The sequence below is a fragment of the Phocaeicola fibrisolvens genome (assembly GCF_025567125.1).
In the GTDB taxonomy this organism is placed as follows: domain Bacteria; phylum Bacteroidota; class Bacteroidia; order Bacteroidales; family Bacteroidaceae; genus Phocaeicola; species Phocaeicola fibrisolvens.
Genome location: NZ_JAOQJI010000030.1, coordinates 20,216 through 40,214, shown reverse-complemented (window position 1 = coordinate 40,214; position 19,999 = coordinate 20,216). Strand labels below are relative to the sequence as shown.

Annotated in this window: 15 protein-coding genes; 4 read left to right on the top strand and 11 right to left on the bottom strand. The window is 48.8% G+C overall.

All coding sequences use genetic code 11. The features are described 5' to 3' along the window. Positions 1–10 precede the first annotated feature (10 nt). The 3 genes from OCV81_RS12060 to OCV81_RS12050 all read left to right on the top strand — a co-directional run bounded on the left by OCV81_RS12060 (position 11) and on the right by OCV81_RS12050 (position 5,059). Positions 11–1,873 carry a RagB/SusD family nutrient uptake outer membrane protein gene (locus OCV81_RS12060; RefSeq protein ID WP_148330223.1) on the top strand — a complete coding sequence of 621 codons (1,863 nt, stop codon included), beginning with the start codon at positions 11–13 and terminating at the stop codon, positions 1,871–1,873. Positions 1,874–1,881: 8 nt separating this feature from the next. Beyond that, complete coding sequence (locus tag OCV81_RS12055) at positions 1,882–2,550, top strand: DUF3823 domain-containing protein (protein WP_148330222.1); 669 nt, start codon at positions 1,882–1,884, stop codon at positions 2,548–2,550. 94 nt (positions 2,551–2,644) lie between these two features. After that, complete coding sequence (locus OCV81_RS12050) at positions 2,645–5,059, top strand: sugar-binding domain-containing protein (protein WP_148330221.1); 2,415 nt, start codon at positions 2,645–2,647, stop codon at positions 5,057–5,059. 149 nt (positions 5,060–5,208) lie between these two features. Here OCV81_RS12050 and OCV81_RS12045 read toward each other — a convergent pair whose 3' ends face one another. Both OCV81_RS12045 and OCV81_RS12040 read right to left on the bottom strand, forming a co-directional pair. Then, positions 5,209–5,694, bottom strand: coding sequence for an S-ribosylhomocysteine lyase (locus tag OCV81_RS12045; protein ID WP_148330220.1), 486 nt, complete (start codon positions 5,692–5,694; stop codon positions 5,209–5,211). A 6-nt stretch (positions 5,695–5,700) separates the two neighbouring features. Further along, a complete protein-coding gene (locus OCV81_RS12040; RefSeq protein ID WP_022354135.1) occupies positions 5,701–6,396 on the bottom strand; it encodes a 5'-methylthioadenosine/adenosylhomocysteine nucleosidase in 696 nt (231 codons plus the stop codon). A gap of 90 nt (positions 6,397–6,486) precedes the next feature. Here OCV81_RS12040 and OCV81_RS12035 point away from each other — a divergent pair, with 90 nt between their 5' ends. Beyond that, positions 6,487–8,979: a YfhO family protein gene (locus OCV81_RS12035; RefSeq protein WP_148330227.1), complete on the top strand. Its 2,493-nt coding sequence runs from the start codon at positions 6,487–6,489 to the stop codon at positions 8,977–8,979. 43 nt (positions 8,980–9,022) lie between these two features. Here OCV81_RS12035 and OCV81_RS12030 read toward each other — a convergent pair whose 3' ends face one another. From OCV81_RS12030 to metG, 9 genes are all read right to left on the bottom strand, one after another. Continuing rightward, entirely contained in the window at positions 9,023–9,796 is a 774-nt protein-coding gene (locus tag OCV81_RS12030; protein ID WP_148330219.1) for a glycosyltransferase family 2 protein, read from the bottom strand. After that, positions 9,789–11,051 carry a glycosyltransferase family 4 protein gene (locus OCV81_RS12025; protein ID WP_148330218.1) on the bottom strand — a complete coding sequence of 421 codons (1,263 nt, stop codon included), beginning with the start codon at positions 11,049–11,051 and terminating at the stop codon, positions 9,789–9,791. Before OCV81_RS12025 ends, OCV81_RS12030 begins: the two co-directional genes overlap by 8 nt. 27 nt (positions 11,052–11,078) lie before the next feature. Further along, complete coding sequence (locus OCV81_RS12020; protein ID WP_148330217.1) at positions 11,079–12,155, bottom strand: glycosyltransferase; 1,077 nt, start codon at positions 12,153–12,155, stop codon at positions 11,079–11,081. A gap of 10 nt (positions 12,156–12,165) precedes the next feature. Beyond that, positions 12,166–13,209, bottom strand: coding sequence for a hemolysin activation protein (locus OCV81_RS12015; protein WP_148330216.1), 1,044 nt, complete (start codon positions 13,207–13,209; stop codon positions 12,166–12,168). Next, the gene (locus OCV81_RS12010) at positions 13,193–14,017 is read right to left on the bottom strand and encodes a LicD family protein (protein ID WP_148330215.1); all 825 of its coding nucleotides are present in this window, start codon (positions 14,015–14,017) and stop codon (positions 13,193–13,195) included. Before OCV81_RS12010 ends, OCV81_RS12015 begins: the two co-directional genes overlap by 17 nt. Next, positions 14,014–15,381: a bifunctional cytidylyltransferase/SDR family oxidoreductase gene (locus OCV81_RS12005; RefSeq protein WP_148330214.1), complete on the bottom strand. Its 1,368-nt coding sequence runs from the start codon at positions 15,379–15,381 to the stop codon at positions 14,014–14,016. Before OCV81_RS12005 ends, OCV81_RS12010 begins: the two co-directional genes overlap by 4 nt. 56 nt (positions 15,382–15,437) lie before the next feature. Beyond that, positions 15,438–16,397, bottom strand: a complete 960-nt coding sequence (locus OCV81_RS12000; protein WP_148330213.1) for a glycosyltransferase — start codon at positions 16,395–16,397, stop codon at positions 15,438–15,440. Next, positions 16,398–17,840, bottom strand: coding sequence for a lipopolysaccharide biosynthesis protein (locus OCV81_RS11995; RefSeq protein WP_148330212.1), 1,443 nt, complete (start codon positions 17,838–17,840; stop codon positions 16,398–16,400). A 107-nt stretch (positions 17,841–17,947) separates the two neighbouring features. Then, positions 17,948–19,990 (bottom strand): methionine--tRNA ligase, encoded by a 2,043-nt coding sequence (gene metG / locus OCV81_RS11990; RefSeq protein ID WP_148330211.1) that lies wholly within the window; start codon positions 19,988–19,990, stop codon positions 17,948–17,950. Positions 19,991–19,999: the final 9 nt, after the last annotated feature.

The following is a 19,999-nucleotide window of genomic DNA, read 5'->3' as shown; positions in this document are numbered from 1 at the left end:
ATTCGTAAAGATGAAAAGTAATTCTATAAAAATATTTGTAATTGGAACAGCGCTCGCATCTGTATTGTCTGGTTGCGGTGACAGCTGGTTCGAAAGGGATCCAAAGACCATTCTGACCAATGAACAGGTATGGAACGATCCCAATATGGTGAAATCTCAGTTGGCCAATCTTTATAACCGTATTACAAGTTTGCATGGTGATTTCAATACCGGTGGTATGTGTGAAATTGATGATGCAATGTGGAGTGGAGCATTGGACCAGAATGGAAAGAATAATTTCCAGTATGGAAATGATTACGGTCGTCTGTGGGATTACGGATTGATTCGTGATATCAACATGTCTCTTGAAAATCTGGAAACTTATGGAACAAATCTGACTACAGAAGAAAAGACTTTGTTCAAGGCTGAATTCAGATTCATTCGTGCGTATATCTATTTTGATATGGTTAGACGAATGGGAGGTGTACCATTGATTACTACTACCTTGGAGTATGATTTTAGTGGAGATCCTTCTTATTTGCAGCATCCGCGTGCGAAGGAACATGAGATTTATGATTTCGTATATAGCGAATGTGAAGATGTGAAGAATGACCTGAAAGCCAATAACGGAAGCCAGACAAGAGCAAATTATTACACTGCATTGGCTCTTGAAAGCCGTGCCATGTTGTATGCCGGTTCTATTGCCAAATACAATGCGTTGTATACTCCGACACTGGTAACAGACGGAGGAGAAGTAGGTATCCCGGCTAGCATGGCTACTGGTTATTATCAGAAGTCTTTGGCTGCCTCTAAGGAGATTATCACGCAAGGTGGATATGACTTATACAACAAGAACTCAAACAAGGGCGTGAACTTCTATCAGTTGTTCATGGATAAGGAAAAGAATCCGGAAATTATCTGGGCGAAAGATTATAAGAACCCGACTAAGATACACAGCTTTGGTTATGATAATGTCATCCAGCATCTGAAAGAGGATAATGATAATTCTTCTTGTATCGCTCCGTCATTGGGATTGGTTGAGGCTTATGATTATCTGGATGGTACTTCAGGAAAGCTGAAATACATGGATGAAAACAACAATTACATTGTGTTTGATAATCCGGCCGACTTGTTTGCCAACAAGGATCCGCGTTTGTATGGTACCATCATTTATCCGGGCACACAATTCAGAAGTTCTGACGTAGACATTCAGGCTGGTGTAGCTGTTTGGAATGCAGAGAAAAATAATTACGATTTGTTGAGTGATCCGACATTGGGTAGCACTTATACCGACGGTAAGACTTATGTTGGTCAGGATGGTCCTCAGGATGGTGCTCAGAATGTAAGTAACACGGGTTTCTATATTCGTAAATATATAAGCGAAGAAGTGGGCTTTACATTGAGAAACTACGAAGAGAACTGGTGGCCTTGGTTCCGTTTGGGTGAAATCTATTTGAATGCAGCTGAAGCCTCATTTGAATTGGATGATCAGGATCCAGGTGCTTTGTATTATATCAATAAGCTGCGTGAACGTGCAGGATTCCCGGCAAACAGTCTGACAAGTCTGACATTGGAAAAGATTCAGAATGAACGTCGTGTGGAAATGGCCTTTGAAGACCAGCGTTATTTTGATTTGAAACGTTGGAGAATTGCGGATAAGATTTGGAATGGAGAAGAAGATGAAAACAGTACTGCGGTAGTATATGGTTTGTATCCTTATCGAATTGCAGTAGCAAAACCAGGCACGAATGATCAAGATAAGTATATCTTTGTAAAACATCGTTCCAGCCGTTTCATCCTGGCCCGTATGTTCAGAATGTCAAATTACTATTCATCTATTGCGGATGACGTAATTAATAATAACCCATTAATTGTAAAGAACCCGCTTCAATAAAAAGGAATATGAAAAAGATAACATCATTTTTTACTTTGTTGTGCTGTTTATTGGCTATAAGCAGTTGTAGATATGATAATTTCGATGAGCCTCAGTCTATGTTGACGGGTAAAGTCGTCTATGAGGGTGAACCGATCTGCGTACGTGCGGGAGGTGCTGAGTTTGCGCTTTATCAGGATGGATATGCTCTTCATAACTCTATTCCTGTGTATATTAATCAGGATGGTACTTACTCTGCAGTGCTTTTCGACGGAGAGTATAAGTTGGTACGTATGGGTAATGCTCCTTGGGAACGTCCTAACAATGATACGATTTTGGTAGAAGTCCACGGAAATACTGTACAGGATATTCCTGTGACTCCCTATTTTATCATCAAGGATGCTTCATTCACCAAGAATGGTTCAAAAGTGACGGCGAAATTTACGGTAAAGAAAGTATCTTCAAGTGCTACATTGGAAGATGTACGTATTTACTTGGGTGAAATGCTGATTACAGATAATAATACAAACCGTGCAAATGTGAGCCTCGGAAAGGATATTCAACTGGATCAAGTGATTACAGCTGATATTGACATTCCGGAAAGTCTGGCTTCTGAAGATTATTTCTTCGCACGTGTAGGTGTTAAATCGGGACAGGCTTCCGAGTACTGCTATACCCAATCTACTAAGATTGAATAAATTGGGTCTTGTTGGATAAAGGATAAAAGGCTGGCTCCTTTTAAGGGGTCAGCCTTTTATGATTATTATATTGAATCTCTAATGTGTAAAGTTTATGAATAATAAATTGTTACTATTTTGTTTGTTTTGTTTGTTTACATGTGCTTCCTTAACAGCTCAAGTTGCTTTCGGAGAGGCAAAAAAGTTTAACGATGGCTGGTTGTTCAGTCTCTCGGATGATAGCCTGAGTGCATCTGTTTCGTATGATGACAGCAAATGGCGGCAGCTGGACTTGCCACACGACTGGTCTATCGAGGGACAGCTTTCACCTTCTCTGGCAAGTTGTACGGGCTATCTGCCGGGAGGAATTGGCTGGTACCGGAAACATTTTCAGCTGACTGATGAGGCCGCACGTCATTATATCTATTTTGAAGGTGTGTATAACCGGAGTGAGGTGTATTTGAACGGACATCTCCTGGGTAAGCGTCCCAACGGTTACATTTCTTTTATGTATGATATGACTCCGTATTTGAAAGAAGGCGACAATGTGCTGGCCGTGCGTGTAGACCATAGTCGGTATGCAGATTCTCGCTGGTATACGGGTTCGGGTATTTACCGGGATGTATGGATGGTAGCGGCACCGGAGATTCATTTGGCACAATGGGGATTAGGCTGGCATGCAACTTCGATTACCGACAAGCAGGCTGTCGTTTCAGTAGAACTGGAAGTAGAAAAGCACGTAAAGGCTGAGGGAAAACTCGAGGTGAAAGCTGCCTTGTATGATGCCGAAGGGAAACTTGTGGCTGAAAACCGGAAAGATGTGGCTGGAAAGGAGAAAGGACTTTCCAAGCAAACCCTTTCGTTGAAGGTGAAGAAGCCGCACCGCTGGAACCTGAATGATCCTTATCTTTATACGTTGAAGGCTGAGCTGTATTGCGATGGAAAGCGGATAGATGGCGCCTCTAGTTCTGTAGGCTTGCGTACACTTCAGTTTGATGCCAACAAGGGATTCGCATTGAACGGACAGTGGATGAAGGTGAAAGGGGTGTGTCTGCATCATGATGCAGGAGTGCTGGGTGCAGTCGTACCGCCGGAGGTTTGGGAAAGACGTTTGAAGAACTTGAAAGCAATCGGGGCGAATGCCATTCGTATGAGCCACAATCCGCAGGCTCCAGTGCTGTATGATTTATGTGACCGTCTGGGCTTTTTGGTTATGGATGAGGCTTCCGATGAATGGGAATTTCCAAAGCGCAAATGGATAAAAGGATGGAATGTGGGAGAACCCAGTTACGAAGGCTCTTTCGACTTCTTTGAAGAATGGATAGAGCAGGATGTGACCGATATGGTACGCCGTGACAGGAACCATCCTTCTGTGTTCTTGTGGAGCATCGGTAATGAGGTAGATTATCCGAATGACCCTTATTCTCATCCGATATTGGATGGAGCAAAGATTAACCAGCCGATGTTCGGAGGTTACAAGCCCGACGCGCCCGACGCCATGCGGATTGGGGTGATTGCCCAGAAACTGGCGGCTTGTGTGCGAGCCGTAGATACTTCACGCCCGGTTACGGGAGCATTGGCCGGTGTGATCATGTCCAACCAGACGGCTTATCCGGAAGCGGTAGACGTGGTAGGATATAATTATACGGAAGACCGTTATGCAGAAGACCACAAAACTTACCCGAAGCGTATCATTTACGGAAGTGAAACAGGAGTAGGCATTGAGGCTTGGCATGCCGTTCGTGACAATGATTTCATTTTCGGACAGTTCCTTTGGACGGGTACTGATTATCTGGGTGAGGCCGGAAGATGGCCGTCCCGTGGATTGTATACAGGTTTGCTGGACTTCGGCAGTTTTGCGAAGCCGCGTGGTTATTTCCGGGCTTCGTTGTGGAGCGATAAACCGATGACATACATCGGTACTTATCCGGTGAGACCGGGACACAGTTGGCTTTCCATGGATGCCTGGGACAGCTGGAACTATGCTCCGGGCCAGCTGATTCGGGTGGTATGTTATACCAACGCACCACAGGCACGTCTGTTGCTCGACGGAAAGGAAGTCGGACCGATGAAGCCTTACGATGACAAGAGCGGAATCATCTACTGGGACATTCCTTATCAGGATGGAGAACTTCGTGCCGAAGGTTGTGATGAAAGCGGAAAGGTGCTTTCTACCTATACCATAAAGACTTCGGGACGTCCATACGCGCTGCGGGCTACGGTAGATAAGGACGTGTTGTCACCGGAGAAAGCTACGGCTCATGTTACGATTGAAGTGGTCGATGAGCAGGGCACTGTGGTGAAATTGGGAGACAACGAAGTGACTTGTGAAATTGAGGGTCCCGCCCGTCTTTTAGGATTGGAAGGCTCAGATAACAGTGATATGAGTGATTATACGGATAACCGTCATCGGGCTTATCACGGCCGTTTGCTGGCTTATATCCAAACTACAGGACAGAAAGGAGAGATTCGGGTCAAACTGACTTCTCCGCTTTTGAAAGGAACGGAAGTGGTATTGGAGGCTGAATAATCCTCCTTAGGCAGTACTACGGTACTGCTTAGGAAGTACTGGCAGAGCACCGGCAGGCTGTCTGAAAGGCGCCTGGCCGGGCTTTTTGTTTTCTGGACCTGCCCTCAGGAGATGCTCTGTGCGTGGCTTTTGGGGCAGGGAATATGATTTTACAGGGAAGCCGGATATTCTAGATTCTCTTCGGTCAGTTGTTCCAGCACTTCGTGCAGGAACTTGGCAGCTTCCCATTTCGCCATGGGCAAGTTCATCATAAGATAGTTGCCGCAATCTTTGGGAGTGGCGCCCGGCACTTCGCCTTCATAGTCGGCAATGAAGCGGAAGGTTTCGGTCATCAGCGGCGCAATGTCTTTGGATTGCAAGTCACCTTTCACTACCAGGTAGTTTCCGGTGAGGCAGCCCATCGGACCCCAATAGATGATTTTATCGGCCCATACCGGATGGTTGCGCAGGAAAGTGGCAGCCAGGTGTTCGATGGTATGGATGGCAGCAGGGTCTAACGCCGGTTCGCGGTTCGGCTCTTTCATGCGGATGTCGAAAGTGGTGACCATTTCATTTCCGACTTCATCTTTACGGGATACGAAAATGCCACGTTTCAGATGAATATGGTCTACGGTAAAGCTTGGTATCTTTTTCATGATTCGTTATAGTTTGTTGGGTAATGCTTTCAAGAAAGTCTCGGTCACATGGAAGGAGCGGTCGGCCATTTCTCCCCAGAAGTTCAGGTACTGTTCAAAATGCTTGTCGGCTCCCGGAGTGTCACTGATGATGCGGAAGCTGATGAAAGGCACCTGATAGAGGTAGCATACTTGGGCGATGGAAGCTGATTCCATATCGACAGCCAGCCCTTCGGGGAAGTTACGCTTGATTTCGTCCAGTTCGCTGCGGTCGGTGATGAACTTGTCGCCCGTGCAGATGAGGCCTCCGTGAATGGCTGTTTCCGTATCCAGTGAGAGCGCACACTGATAGAGCGTTTCGTTGCCTTGGAAGAACGTCGGGAGACCTTGTATCTGTCCGTAGGCATTGCCTTCGCCGCACCATACGTCGTGGTACACGATTTGCTGGCTGACTACCACATCCATTATTTTCAGGCAGCTGTCGATTCCTCCTGCCACTCCGGTGCTGATGATGCAGTCGGGCTGGAAGGTGCGGATGAGTTCCACGGTACCTGCGGCAGCATTGACTTTCCCGATGCCGCATTGCATCAGAATGATGGTATTGTGCTTGATGGAGCCTTCGATGTAGGTGAAGGGGCCCTCTTTACGTTCAGTCTTGTTCTCGAGTTGGTTGGCCAGTTGCTTCTGTTCGGAAGCCATGGCGGTAATGATTCCTATTTTCATGCGTTAAAAAAGATTTTCAGGGGCAAATTTACGACTTTTCAGGCAGTATTATGTTATCTTTGCCTGCCGAAAACATTAATTATGAATAATATGAACTTGTTCAAGAAACTACTGCCCGACGTGGTAGTCATCGTTCTTTTTGCTATCATTTCGTTTGCTTATTTCTTTCCGGCAGTGACCGAAGGACGCATTCTGGCACAGCACGATGCCGTGGCCGGTATCGGTTCGGGACGTGAGATGAGTGAATACTTGGAGAAGACAGGTGAGCGGACCCGGTGGACCAATTCTATCTTTGGCGGTATGCCTACCTATCAGATGTCGCCGAGTTACGATTCAACCGATACGTTGAGCTGGTTGCAGAAGGTATATCACCTGTTTTTGCCGACCTACGTGTGGTATGTGTTTGTAATGCTGCTGGGCTTTTATATCCTGTTGCGGGCTTTTGATTTCAAGGTGTGGATGTCGGCACTGGGGGCCATTCTCTGGGCCTTCTCGTCTTATTTCTTCATCATCATTGCCGCCGGACATATCTGGAAGTTTGTGGCTTTGGCTTATATCCCGCCCACGATTGCCGGTATGGTACTGGCTTATCGGGGGAAACTGCTGGCGGGAGGTATCGTGACCGCTTTGTTTGTCGCGCTCCAGATTATGGCCAACCATCCGCAGATGAGTTATTACTTCTTGTTTGTCATGCTGTTTATGGCGATTGCCTACGGGGTGATGGCATGGCGGGAAAAGAAGATGCCTCAGTTTATCAAAGCCACTGTAGTCCTGATTGTGGCCGGTCTGGTGGGTGTCTGCGTGAACCTGTCGAACCTGTATCACACGTATGAGTACAGCAAGGAGACCATGCGTGGAAAAAGCGAACTGGTGAAAGAGAATACTTCGGACCAAACCAGCAGCGGATTGGAAAGAAGCTATATCACTCAATGGAGTTATGGAATTGGGGAAACTTTTTCCTTGCTGGTACCCAATGTGAAAGGAGGTGCTTCCGTACCGTTGGCAAACAATGAAAAGGCCATGGAGAAGGCCGACCCGAATTATATGGGGTTGTATAGCCAGCTGGGACAATATTGGGGTGAACAGCCCGGTACTTCCGGACCGGTGTATGTGGGTGCCTTCGTGATGTTCCTTTTCATTCTGGGACTGTTCATTGTGAAGGGTCCGATGAAATGGGCATTGCTTGTCGGTACCGCGTTCTCCATCTTGCTCTCCTGGGGACATAACTTTATGGGGCTGACAGATTTCTTTATCGACTATGTCCCGATGTACAGCAAGTTCCGTGCGGTATCTTCCATTCTGGTCATTGCAGAGTTTACCATTCCTTTGCTGGCCATTATGGCATTGAAAGAAGTGGTAGAGCGTCCGCAATTGTGGAATGAATCGCGCAAAGCCTTTTACATCTCGTTTGTATTGACCGGTGGCTTGTCGCTTTTGTTTGCCTTGGCACCGAGTTTCTTCTTCCCGTCGTATGTTTCTTCTGCCGAGATGAACGCGTTGCAGAATGCCATTCCAGCCGACCAGCTGGCGCCTATCCTGGTCAATCTGGAAGAAATACGTAAATCTATCTTCACCTCCGACGCATGGCGCAGCTTCTTCGTGATATTGATAGGAGCGGTGTTGCTGTGGGCTTATTGTGCCGGGAAGTTGAAAGCCAAACTGCTGGTTGGCCTGCTGGCTTTGCTGTGTCTAGTGGATATGTGGAGCGTCAACAAACGCTATCTGTATGATGAACAGTTCGTGGCAAAAGGCACGGAGATGCAGCCATTCCTGGAACCGTCGGAAACTGACCGGGAGATTTTGCAAGACAAATCACTGGACTACCGTGTGTTGAATTTGTCCGTCAATACGTTCAATGAAAACAATACGGCCTACTGGCACAAGAGTATCGGTGGATATCATGCCGCCAAGCTCCGTCGTTATCAGGAGATGATTGACGAACATATCCAAGGTGAGATTACTTCTTTGTTTAAGATGTTGCCGGCAGTAAATGCCGATTTGAGTCAGGTGGGCGATACGCTGACACCGGTGCTGAACATGCTGAACACGCGTTATTTCATCATCCCGCTGCAGCAGGGCAAGACCATTCCGGTATTCAATCCGCATGCTTTGGGCAATGCCTGGTTTGTGGAGAAGGTGCAGTACGTGAACAATGCCAATGAGGAAATAGAGGCCTTGCATCACGTCAATCCGGCAACGGTGGCCGTGGTCGACAAGAAGTTCCAGAATGAGGTGAAGGCGTCTGCGGGAGCCGATAGTTTGAATTCGATTGTGTTGAAGAATTATGAGCCGAACGCCCTGAAATATGAAGTCAATTCACCGAAAGGAGGAACCGTGGTCTTTGCCGAAATCTATTATCCGGGCTGGCGTTCGTTCATTGATGGAAAAGAAGTGCCTCACGGTCGTGCAGATTACATTCTGCGTGCGATGAACGTACCGGCAGGAAAGCATGTGGTAGAATTTACGTTCGACCCGAAATCATTGCATGTAACGGAAACCATTGCTTTCGTGGCACTGGGAATCCTGTTGTTGGCAATCATCGTAGCTGTGGTACTGGCTTGGAGAAAGCAGAAAAAAGAATAAAGGAGAATTACTTTGAGAAGATAAATCGTCCTGTGGAAGATGCTTACGCATTGGAAACAGGACGTTTCTTGTTTTTTAGGGCCCGGACGACGAACCAGGCATGGTGCATGACGGTAGATATTACGCCATAATGCTTGCACATGATGTGGAAGCGTTCTTTCAGGGATGCCTTATGGTTACGGGTGGTCATTCCTTCATTCAGGTAATCAATGAGTATGAGGTGGGTGTGATGGAGCACCTTGCTTTTTTTCATGATTCGGATGCACCAGTCAAAGTCGGCTGAGAAACGGTAGTGCAGGTTGTAGGGCTCTATCAGGTCACGGCGGGCAAAGAAAGCCTGATGGCAGACCAGCATACCTTCCTTGAAGCTCTTCCAATTCAGGTTTTCGGGGGGACTGAGACGGCGCATATGCAGAAAATGTCCTTCTTCGTCCACGATGGCCGTGTCGCCATATAGCACATCCGGCAGGGTTGATTCCGTAAGAGAATGGACCATGAGCTGGAGGGTATCGTCTTCGTGCAGCTCATCGCCGGCATTCAGGAAACAGAGGTAATCGCCGGTAGCCAGCCTGATACCTTTGTTCATGGCGTCATACAGTCCTTTGTCTGGTTCACTTACCACCGTGTGTATGTGCTCCTTGTACTGGTCGACAATCTGTAGCGTGCGGTCTTTCGACCCTCCGTCCACGATGATGTATTCCACATTCTTGTACGTTTGCGTGATGACACTTTGAATGGTATCCTCCAATACGGCCCCGGCGTTGTAGGTGACGGTAATAATAGAGAACTTGGGATGTAAGTGGTGAAAATTATGCATTTTTTCCGGTAATGTGGTTGTATATTTGAATGTATTGGTTGGCCACCGTCATTTCAGAATACGTGGTTACTGCTTTACGGTAGGCTTCAGAACTCAGCGTATCGTAGTCACCTTCGGTGAGGGTCCAGCAGATGCCATTGGCCAAATCTTCTGCCGATTTGTATTGGGCTACATACCCATTGTGAAGGTGGTCAATCATTTGAGGGATACCTCCCACATTAAAGCCTACACAAGGAATACCGCAGGCCATTGCTTCCACAATGGTGTTGGGCAGGTTGTCTTGCAGTGAAGGGGTCACGTAGAGGTCGACGGCATTATAGATATCCACCAGCTCCTTTTCGTTGCTGACGTAGTTCATCGGGTAGATGGGGAAGGGGAAGAGTGACTTGCACTGTTCGGCTTGGCTTCCCAGCACCACTACGCCTAATTGCCGGCTGAGTTCCGGCTCCTGTTGGGCCAGCAGTTTGCAGGCTTCTATCAGGTAGTCGATACCTTTCCGCTTGTCGGTGATTTTCATCGAACCGAACAGCAGCAGTTTTTTGTCGGTGGGAAGATGTAACTTCTCGCGGGCAAACTTTTTGGCCCGTGGCTTGAACAGATTGGTGTTGATGGCATTGGGGATATTTGTGATGGTATGCCCCTGAAGCAGGGCACTTTTCCGGGCCATGGCTTCCAGCCATCGGCTGCAGGCGATGAACGTGATAGGTGCCGTAGCATACAGTTTTTGCTTTTTACGGAAAATCTTTTCCGACAAATCATGCCGATGAGGCTTCAACAGGAGCGGGCAGTCATGACATTCCGTGGTGTATTTCTCACATTCTCCTGAATAGTGGCAAATGCCGGTAAAAGGCCACATGTCGTGCAGTGTCCATACCACAGGCTTTCCAGAGGAAAGGATGCGTTGTATGTCTTTCAAAGAAAGCATCCCTTGGTTAATCCAGTGCAGGTGGATGACATCGGCTTGGCGAAATTCTGGTAGAGAAGTGATGTCAGTACCCGTATTGGCAATGTCGACGGCAAACAAGTTGTGACGTTTGAAGCCGTTGGCGGCCCAGATAACAACGCGTTCCCAGGTAAATTGCCAAATCTTGCGCCATGATTTCTTGAGTGCGACAACGGTGACTTGATCGGTTTGTTTGTCACGAACCAGCATCTTAGCCTTTATTCCGTTGTTTTTCAAAGCTTCCATTAGCCGGTTGGCGGCGATGGCAGCACCTCCTATACGTTCTGCAGTGTTGATGATAAGTACTCTCATGGCGTGTCGTTCAAGTTTTCTGCAAAGTTAGGAGTTTTTTGTGCTTATGTGCAACAGTCTTTCGGCAATTTCCTTACTGAATAGGGCCAAATTGAAACGTTCTTCTCCTAATTTGCGGGCATTCCGTCCCATCCGTTCCGCTTCTTCCGGGTGCGTATGTAAGTAACGGATGGCTTTTACCCAGCCTTCCACATCGCCATATTCCACGGCAATACCGATTCCTTCTTTTTCAATGTCAATTTCGAAGTTCGGATTCTTGGAACAGATAACGGGGATGCCCAGTGCGTAGGCTTCCACCAGGGTGGTGAGCCCTACGGTATAAGGAAAGTCCAGACAGCAGATGACAATGGCTTTTTTCTGGGCTACTTTCTTTGCCAGCTCGTAAGGGATGACTCCTTCGGTATAATGAATATGGATGTTGTCGGTCAGTGTCAGGCTGTCGGCTATTTGTTTATAGTTGAGGTTTCCACATGTTTCGGCAATGAATACTTCTAGGTCTTCCTCCGTCTGTGAGAAAGCTTCCAGCATGGTTTTCAGGTCGCGGTTTTCTTTTCCTGTCGAGATGTAGCCTTCCCGTGGTTGTGGGGGCAGTTCTTTGAGCAGGTGGTCGTAGAAAGCCAGATCGGGTCCCCAATGAATCAGTTCCAGTTTGTGTTCCGGTACTTTGTGGGTGGCGATGGAATCTTGAATCAGTTTCCGGCTGAAGAGGAACATGTGGTCGATGCCTCGGTAGAAGAAACGGGAGATGGCTTCTTTCAGTCGGTTGGACGATTTGCGGAGGGCGGTGTGATGCCATATCACGATGGGCTTCCGGTACAGTCCGAGGGCCCGCAGGAAGATAATCAGTTCCAAGCCCCGGAAAGAAGTGCCGTAAAGCACCTCGTATTTTTCTTTGCAGAAAAGAATTTCTTTGGTGGCATAAAGCATCAGTTTCCATCGGCTGGAAAAGGCTTTGTAACGGTGCATCACCGAGTGGATGCCATGGCTTTCCAGCAAGGGAAGACCATAGAGAATATGTCCGGGAAACCGGAAGTTTTTCCACTCTTCGTAACTTTCCCGTGTGAGGCGAGTGTGATAGAAATAAATATTGAGTTTTGGATTCATGTCTCAGAGATTAACGCCATTTGTTTCTGCCCAGCCACTTGTTGAGGCGGTTGCGCAAGGCTTTACTGATATTCTTAAAATTCCCGTAGCGCAGGTTGAGGTAAAGTTCCTCGAACGAACGGCCGATTTTAATCCAGGGATGTCCCCAGGCCATGATGCGGAACATTCGGTCTTTGTAGCCTACATTTTCAATGACATAACGCGGGTGCTTTAACGGGAAGTCCAGCTCATGGCATGCCATGGTAAAGATACGTCGATAACCTCTCGGGAGCAGGTTGTTGCCGCTGCCGAAGTGCGTAGACCCGGCGGTGGCACCCAGGTTGTGAATCATGTTCTTAGTCGGTACGATACTCAAGCCGGAGTTGAAGAACATGGCCGCATGAAAGATACTCTCGTAATAGGCCTTTCCGCTTTCCCGGTGATGTTGGCAGAATTCAATGAATTCTTTTTGGTATTTCCGTTCCTTGATGTACTCTTTCAATTGCTGCAGGTTGAATGCATCGTCCAGAAAACTGTAGTGCTCGTCCCATTGGTCGATGACGCGACGCCAACTGGCCCATCCCCAGATGGAGAAGGCCGTACTGAAAAAATAGTCGTAGGGTACATCTTTCGTCACTTCATCGTAGTTGATGCCGGAAATCATGCAGATACGGGTATCGTTCTCGTATTTGTCGAGCAGTTCCTTGCAGAAGCGGAAGAAACTGACGGAAGGGATATCGTCGTCTTCCAATACGATGCATTTGTCTACATGGGAAAATGCCCATTTCTGTGACAGATATTCGGAAGGGTCACAACCGAAGTTCTGTTCCTGGTACCATTGGTGTACCTCACATTCCCAGTCAATCTCGTCCACCACCTTCCGGCAGGCCTGTATACCGGGCAAGTCTTTCTCTCCTCTGGGACCGTCCTGATAGAGGAACAGCTTGGAGGGACGTGCCTTTCTTACCTGTTCAAAAACGGCCTTGAGCGGTTCAGGGCGGTTGAAGAACAGAATTAATACGGCTACCTCCACGAGGGCCGGGTGACTGTGCGTATGTTTAACGGTCGTTTCCATGAGTAATCAATTCCGGGTGTACATAAATGGCATGTATCTTGCGTTTATCCTCTGGCGGGATTTCCATATAATTCTTGTAAAGGTCCTTCAGATAGGCGTCCGGGTTGTGCGGAGCCGGAAATTCTTTTCCTTCAAAGGTCATGCGGCCCAGCGGGAAGATGGAGTCTTTGCGGTGCATGATGCCGTATCCGTTATTAATAAGGATATTGGACATGTAGGTACCTTTCGGATAAAGGAGATTGAGCAGTCCCCAAAGAGTCCGGTAGAGACCGTATTTGGCATGAAACCAGAAATATTCGGCAAAAGCACGCAAGGAATAGTAGTGCGCCTTGTGCAGGATGGAGTAGCTGGTAGAAATGCCTTTGGTCAGTTTCTTTACCCACGATTTCGGTACGCTGGGATAATCAATAAAGGGGAAAATGTCGATGTAAAGTCCCTTCTGGTAGGGGGCCTGCATGTTATCTCCGCTTTCGATGTACAGCGAGTTCAGGTCGCGCACCTTGACAATTGGTTCCTTGTGGGTAGGGTCGCTTTCCGAAGTCTGCAGGAAGAGTCCTTCGCGCAGTTCCTGAGGGGCTACGCGGATAAACTGTTTCAGCCCTTCCAAGGTCATGGCAATGTCGATGTCGTCGTCCCAGGGGATGAATCCTCCGTGACGGATGGCTCCCAGCAGGCTTCCGCCATCCAGCCAGTAGTCAATCCGGTGCTTCCGGCAGATGCGGTCTACTTCTTCCAGGATGGAGAGCTGCTTTAATTGGCAAACTCTCAGGTTTTGCTTTACATATTCAGTCAGGAACGGATTGTTCATAATGTTTCCCGTTTTACGTCAATCACTTGTCCGGTATAGTCGGAGGCTAAGGTTCTCAGGGTGGCTTCGGCCACTTTCTCTGCCGATAGCAGAGTGTCTTCCGGCTCGATGCCGAAGTTGTGTACCCGCATCGGGGTCTTGGTCCGTTCCGGGTTGATACAGTTGATATGGATACCGAAACTTTCCCATTCTTGGGCAATGGCCTGTACAAAGTTCACGATAGCCGCTTTCGTCGACGAGTAGATGCTGTAGAAAGCGCGCCCACGGGTGTAAGAGCTGGAGGTAAAGAAAATCAACTGTCCCTTGGTCTCTTTCAGGTAGGGGAAGGCTTCCAGGGCCACGTTGACTGTACCCATGTAATTGGTCTGTACTGCCGACTGGATGGTCTCGTAAGAGGTGGAAATCAACGGTTCTTTGTTGAGTACCCCCGCCGTATTGACTACGAAGTCGATGCGTTTCTCTTTCTGGTAGACCGATTCCAAGGCTTCCTTCACTGCCTGTCGGTTACCTACATCCGTATGGTTGAGGCTACGGGAGAAACAGTACACCTTTCCGCCTTTTTCTTGCAGCATGCGGGCGGTTTCAGCCCCGATGCCGTAGCTTCCTCCGAAGATGACAGCCACTTTGTCGCGGAAGGTCTCTTCTTGAATCGGTTCGTGGTTTAGCTCACTTTTCCGGAGCTGGAAGAACTTGTCGAGCAGATACGTATCCTCCTTGTAGGTCAGCTTCATGTTGCTTTCTTCCCCTTGTACCACGTAGATGGGTACTTCCGGCAGATATTTCTTCACCACGCCACAGTCGTCCGTCACTTTGAAGTTCGGGTCTTTCAATGCAATCTGGTAGGCCTTCCGGATGGTGTCGATGGCAAAAGCCTGCGGAGTCTGTCCGCGTCTCAGTCGGGAACGGTCCGGAATCTGGCAGATGAAATCGTCTTCCACCTCGATGATGGTATCGGCAGAAGGCAGGGCCACGTCAATCGCCTCATATTTGTCGAGCGCTTCAATCACGTCGTTGAGGATACGCTGGCTGATGAGCGGGCGTACGGCGTCATGAAAAATCAGGTTGACATCACTGCCGGCGTAGGCTTCAATGGCAGAAAGGCTGGAATCGTACCGTTCTTTTCCTCCTTTGAGGATTTTCTTGATTTTCTTCCATCCGTTTTTGATGACGATGTTCTCAAATTCAGAAATATAGAACGGGTTGGAGACGATGGCAATCTCGTCGATGTGGGGATTGCGTTCGAAGGCGTCTACCGTGTGTTCCACGACCATCTTTCCGGCCACCTTGAAGAATTGTTTGGGAGTGGAAAGTCCCAGTCGGCTTCCTACCCCTCCGGCTAATATGACTGCAATGTTCTTTTTCATGCGTGTATGGACGATAAATTGTGACAAAAATACGAAATCTTGCTCACCTCTCCAATTTAAAGGTAAAAATAAGTATTCCCGTAGGCCCGTATCATCGGATAGCAGAAACTCCTTACGTAACTGAGTACTCCTTTCTGCTGTGGATAGAAGTAAATCAGGTGTTTGAACCGCATGCAAAGCAGACACAGACGGCACAGGCTGATTGGATCTTTTTTCAGCAAGAGGCCACTGAGTTGATAGGCCAGGGTGTGCTTGTCCTTACTGGTATGCCGGTGGATGTAGCCGTAGAAAAACTGCCAGGTGGTCAGTCGCTGTTGCTCACGGAACTTGCGGAAACCATAGACATAGGGTTGCCAGGTCGGTTTCTTCACCAGATAAGCTGCATATTGCGCGTTAAGCCGGTTGATGGCGGAGCCTTGGTGCGGGCGGTGCCAGTTGAGGGGCTCGTTTACGCAGGCGATGCCTTTTCCCAGTTGGGCATTGACGCTCAGCCACCAGTCGTAGAGGATGTGCCCGTCCCATTCCGTAAATACCTGCCGGATGAAGTCACGGGTCAGCAGCATACTGTGTCCGGGGGTACTGTCGTAAAACAGCAGGTATTCCAGGTTGTGTCGGGGAATGACTGTTTTTTTCATTTGACCTTCCTGATAAGTGGGGTCGGTGTGATAGCCGGAAATGCAGAGGTCGTGCGTACCGATGGCTTGTACCTGTTTGGCGATTTTTTCCGGATACCAGATATCGTCCTGGTCGGCAATGGCGATGAAATCTCCGGTGGCCTTTTTCAGTGCATTCTCAAAATTGCGGTTGAAGCCGAGGTTTTGTGCATGCTGTTCAATTCGGATAAAAGGATATTGCGCGGCATATTCCCGGGCGATGTCCAACGTATGGTCGGTAGACCCGTCGTCCTGAATAATCAGTTCGTGGATGGGATAAGTCTGGCAGACGATGCTGTCCAGTTGTGTTTTCAGGAAGCGTTCGCCGTTGTAGGAGCAGAGTACGATGGATACAGTTTTCATTTAGCTTTTCTTTTTGAGCAAGTAGTTCAGGCTTTCTTTGAAGGTGACGGAACCGCTGAGCCAGATAATGAGCGGATACAGTATTCCGGCAGAGAGGATTTTCAGGATCACCAGCCAGTAAATGTTCTCGATGGAACGGGTCAGGAAATAGACACCTCCCATAATCAGGGCAGCGATGAGGCCGAACGAACAGACGTCTTTCACGGCATGAAAGAGGCTGAGTTTGATTTCCCGCCACACGAAATAGTGCCATACCAGCAGCCACCCCACATTGATGGCGATATATACCAGAATCATGCGGTGGATGCCGTATGGATAGAGCAGGTACATCACCATGAGCTGGCTGGTGCCCTGCGCGATGGTGTTCCACATGAAGAGGTTGGATTTTCCTTTGCTGATGAGTAGGTTGGTGTAGAGGTTGGTTACTGGCAGGAAGGCACCCCCTATGGCCAACAGTTGCAGGATGTGGGCACTGGGCAACCATTTGCTGCCGATGGTCAGGGTGATCATCTCCGGGGCGATGAGGGACAGGCCCAGCATCACCGGGAAAGAGATGAAGGCCGTAAAACGGAGCATCTTGCGGAACACACGGCACTGGCGTTCAGGGTCGTCGGCCACCTGGCGCAGTACGGGAAGAGCCACACTGCTCACCATACCCGTAATCAAGGAGTGCCCCATCAGGTTCCATTTGTTGGCCTGATTGAATTGTCCTACCTCCCGTTCGGAATAATAACGCCCTAAGATGATGGAGAACAGGTTGTTGTTGATGTGGTTGAAAATATTGGTCAGCAGGAGTTTGCTGCTGAAGCCGACCATGCTTCTCAGGGGACTGAAATCAAAATGGAACGTCGGTCGCCAGGGAGAGAAATAGAGGTAGCATAGGTTGATGACCGCTACGTAGACAATGCTTTGCGTGGCAATTCCCCAGTAAGAATAGCCCAGCAGGGCCATGGTGACACCGGTGGTACCGGATACCAGCAGGGCAATGATGCTCGACAAGGCTTTCTGCTTGACCATCAGGTTGCGGAAGAGATAAGCGCTGTGGGGAATCCCCAGACTGGCAATGAAGAAGCCCAGGAACGAGTAACGCGCCAAGGGAACCAGTGCGTCATTGTGGTAGAAATCGGCGATGAGCGGGGCACATCCGGCCAGAATCAGGTAGAGGGTCAGACTCAGTCCGCTGCAGAACCAGAAAACCGCATTGTAATCTTGGTGGGTAATTTCTTTCTTGTTGACCAAGGCCGCGGTGAATCCGCTTTCCTGCAAAGAGCCGGCAATCAGGGAGAAAATGCTCAGCATGCCCACCATTCCGTAGTCGCTGTCGTTCAGAATGCGGGCTGTCACGATGCCGAAGGCCAGGTTCAGTACCTGCATGGCTCCGTTGTTGATACCTCCCCAAAGTAGTCCTTTGGCGGTTTTTTCTTTTAAAGAGTGTTCGGGCATGCGCGTTTCTTGGATGTAATGGAACAAACCACGCAGACCTCCATGGACGGGCCAAAGAAATCTGCGTGAGTCTGTTTGTATATAAAAATGGAGTGGGAGAGGCGGGATTATTTCACCTCGCTTCCCGGTTTTACTTCGTTCAAAGTGGTTGTCACGGACAAGGAACCGTCGAAGTTTTCTGCGCTGAGAATCATACCTTCGCTTACCAGTCCATTCTTGAACTGACGCGGAGCCAGGTTGGCAATGAACAGCACCTGTTTGCCTACCAGTTCTTCCGGTTTGTAGTGCTGGGCAATTCCGCTGACGATGGTACGGTTTTCCAGTCCGTCGGCAATCTTGAATTTCAGCAGCTTCTTCATCTTGGGTACGTTTTCACATTCCAGCACCGTACCTACACGGATGTCCAGCTTTTCAAATTCCTCGAATGCGATGGTCGGTTTGATGGGGTTGGCCTTATAGTTGGCAGCCTCGTTGGCTTTCTTGGTAGCCAGCAGTTTGTCCACCTGTGCCTGAATCACATCATCTTCAATCTTTTCGAACAGCAGTTCCGCTTTGTTCAGCTGATGACCTTCCGCCAGCAAGTCGGTACGTCCCAGCTGTTCCCAATCGAAGCTTTCCATGTTCAGCATCTTGCGCAGTTTCTCAGAACTGAACGGCAGGAACGGTTCGAAAGCGATAGACAAGTTGGCAACCAGTTGCAGGGCAATGTTCAGGATGGTAGCTACCCGTCCCATGTCGGTCTTGGCCAGTTTCCAAGGTTCAGTATCGGCCAGGTATTTGTTTCCGATGCGGGCCAGGTTCATGGCTTCCTTCTGTGCATCGCGGAACTTGAATACATCCAGCAGTTTTTCCACTTCTGCTTTTACGTCGGCAAATTCTTTCAAGGTGTCACGGTCGTAGTCGTTCAGTTCACCGCAGGCCGGTACCTTGCCGTCAAAGTATTTGTGTGTCAGTACCAGAGCGCGGTTCACGAAGTTTCCGTATACTGCTACCAGTTCGTTGTTGTTGCGGGCCTGGAAATCTTTCCAAGTGAAGTCGTTGTCTTTGGTTTCCGGGGCGTTGGCTGTCAGCACGTAACGCAGCACATCCTGTTTGCCCGGGAAGTCCTGCAGGTATTCGTGCAACCATACGGCCCAGTTGCGGGAAGTAGAAATCTTGTCGCCTTCCAGGTTCAGGAACTCGTTAGCCGGTACGTTGTCCGGAAGAATGTAGCTTCCTTCAGCTTTCAGCATGGCTGGGAACACGATGCAGTGGAACACGATGTTGTCTTTTCCAATGAAATGAATCAGGCGGGTTTCAGGGTCTTTCCACCATTTTTCCCATGAATCGGGCAGCAGTTCCTTGGTATTGGAGATATAACCGATAGGCGCATCGAACCAAACGTAGAGCACTTTGCCTTCTGCACCTTCTACCGGTACCGGAATACCCCAGTCGAGGTCACGGCTCACGGCGCGCGGCTGAAGCCCCATGTCCAGCCAGCTCTTGCACTGTCCGTACACGTTCGGACGCCATTCCTTGTGGTCTTCCAGAATCCATTTGCGCAGCCATCCTTCGTGTTTGTCCAGCGGCAAGTACCAGTGTTTGGTTTCCTTCATGACTGGCTGGCTTCCGCTGATGGCACTCTTCGGGTTGATCAGTTCGGTAGGTGACAGGGTGCTGCCGCATTTCTCGCACTGGTCACCGTAGGCGCCCTGTGCATGGCAGCGCGGACATTCTCCCGTGATGTAACGGTCGGCCAGGAAGGTATGTGCTTCCTCGTCGTAATACTGCATGGAAGTCTTTTCGATGAACTCATGCTTGTCGTACAGTTTGCGGAAGAAATCAGAAGCCATTTGGTGATGCGTCGGGGAAGAAGTACGTCCGTACACATCGAATGAGATACCAAATTCCTTGAAAGAATTCTTGATGAGGGTGTGGTAGCGGTCCACAATGTCCTGTGGGCTGACGCCTTCCTTCTTGGCGCGGATGGTGATGGGCACCCCGTGTTCGTCAGAACCACCAATGAAGAGCACATCCTCTTTTTTCAGGCGCAGGTAGCGCACATAAATATCGGCCGGTACGTAAACACCTGCCAGATGGCCGATATGGACCGGGCCGTTGGCATAGGGCAGTGCCGATGTCACGGTCGTCCGTTTGAATTTCTTTTCCATATACGTATA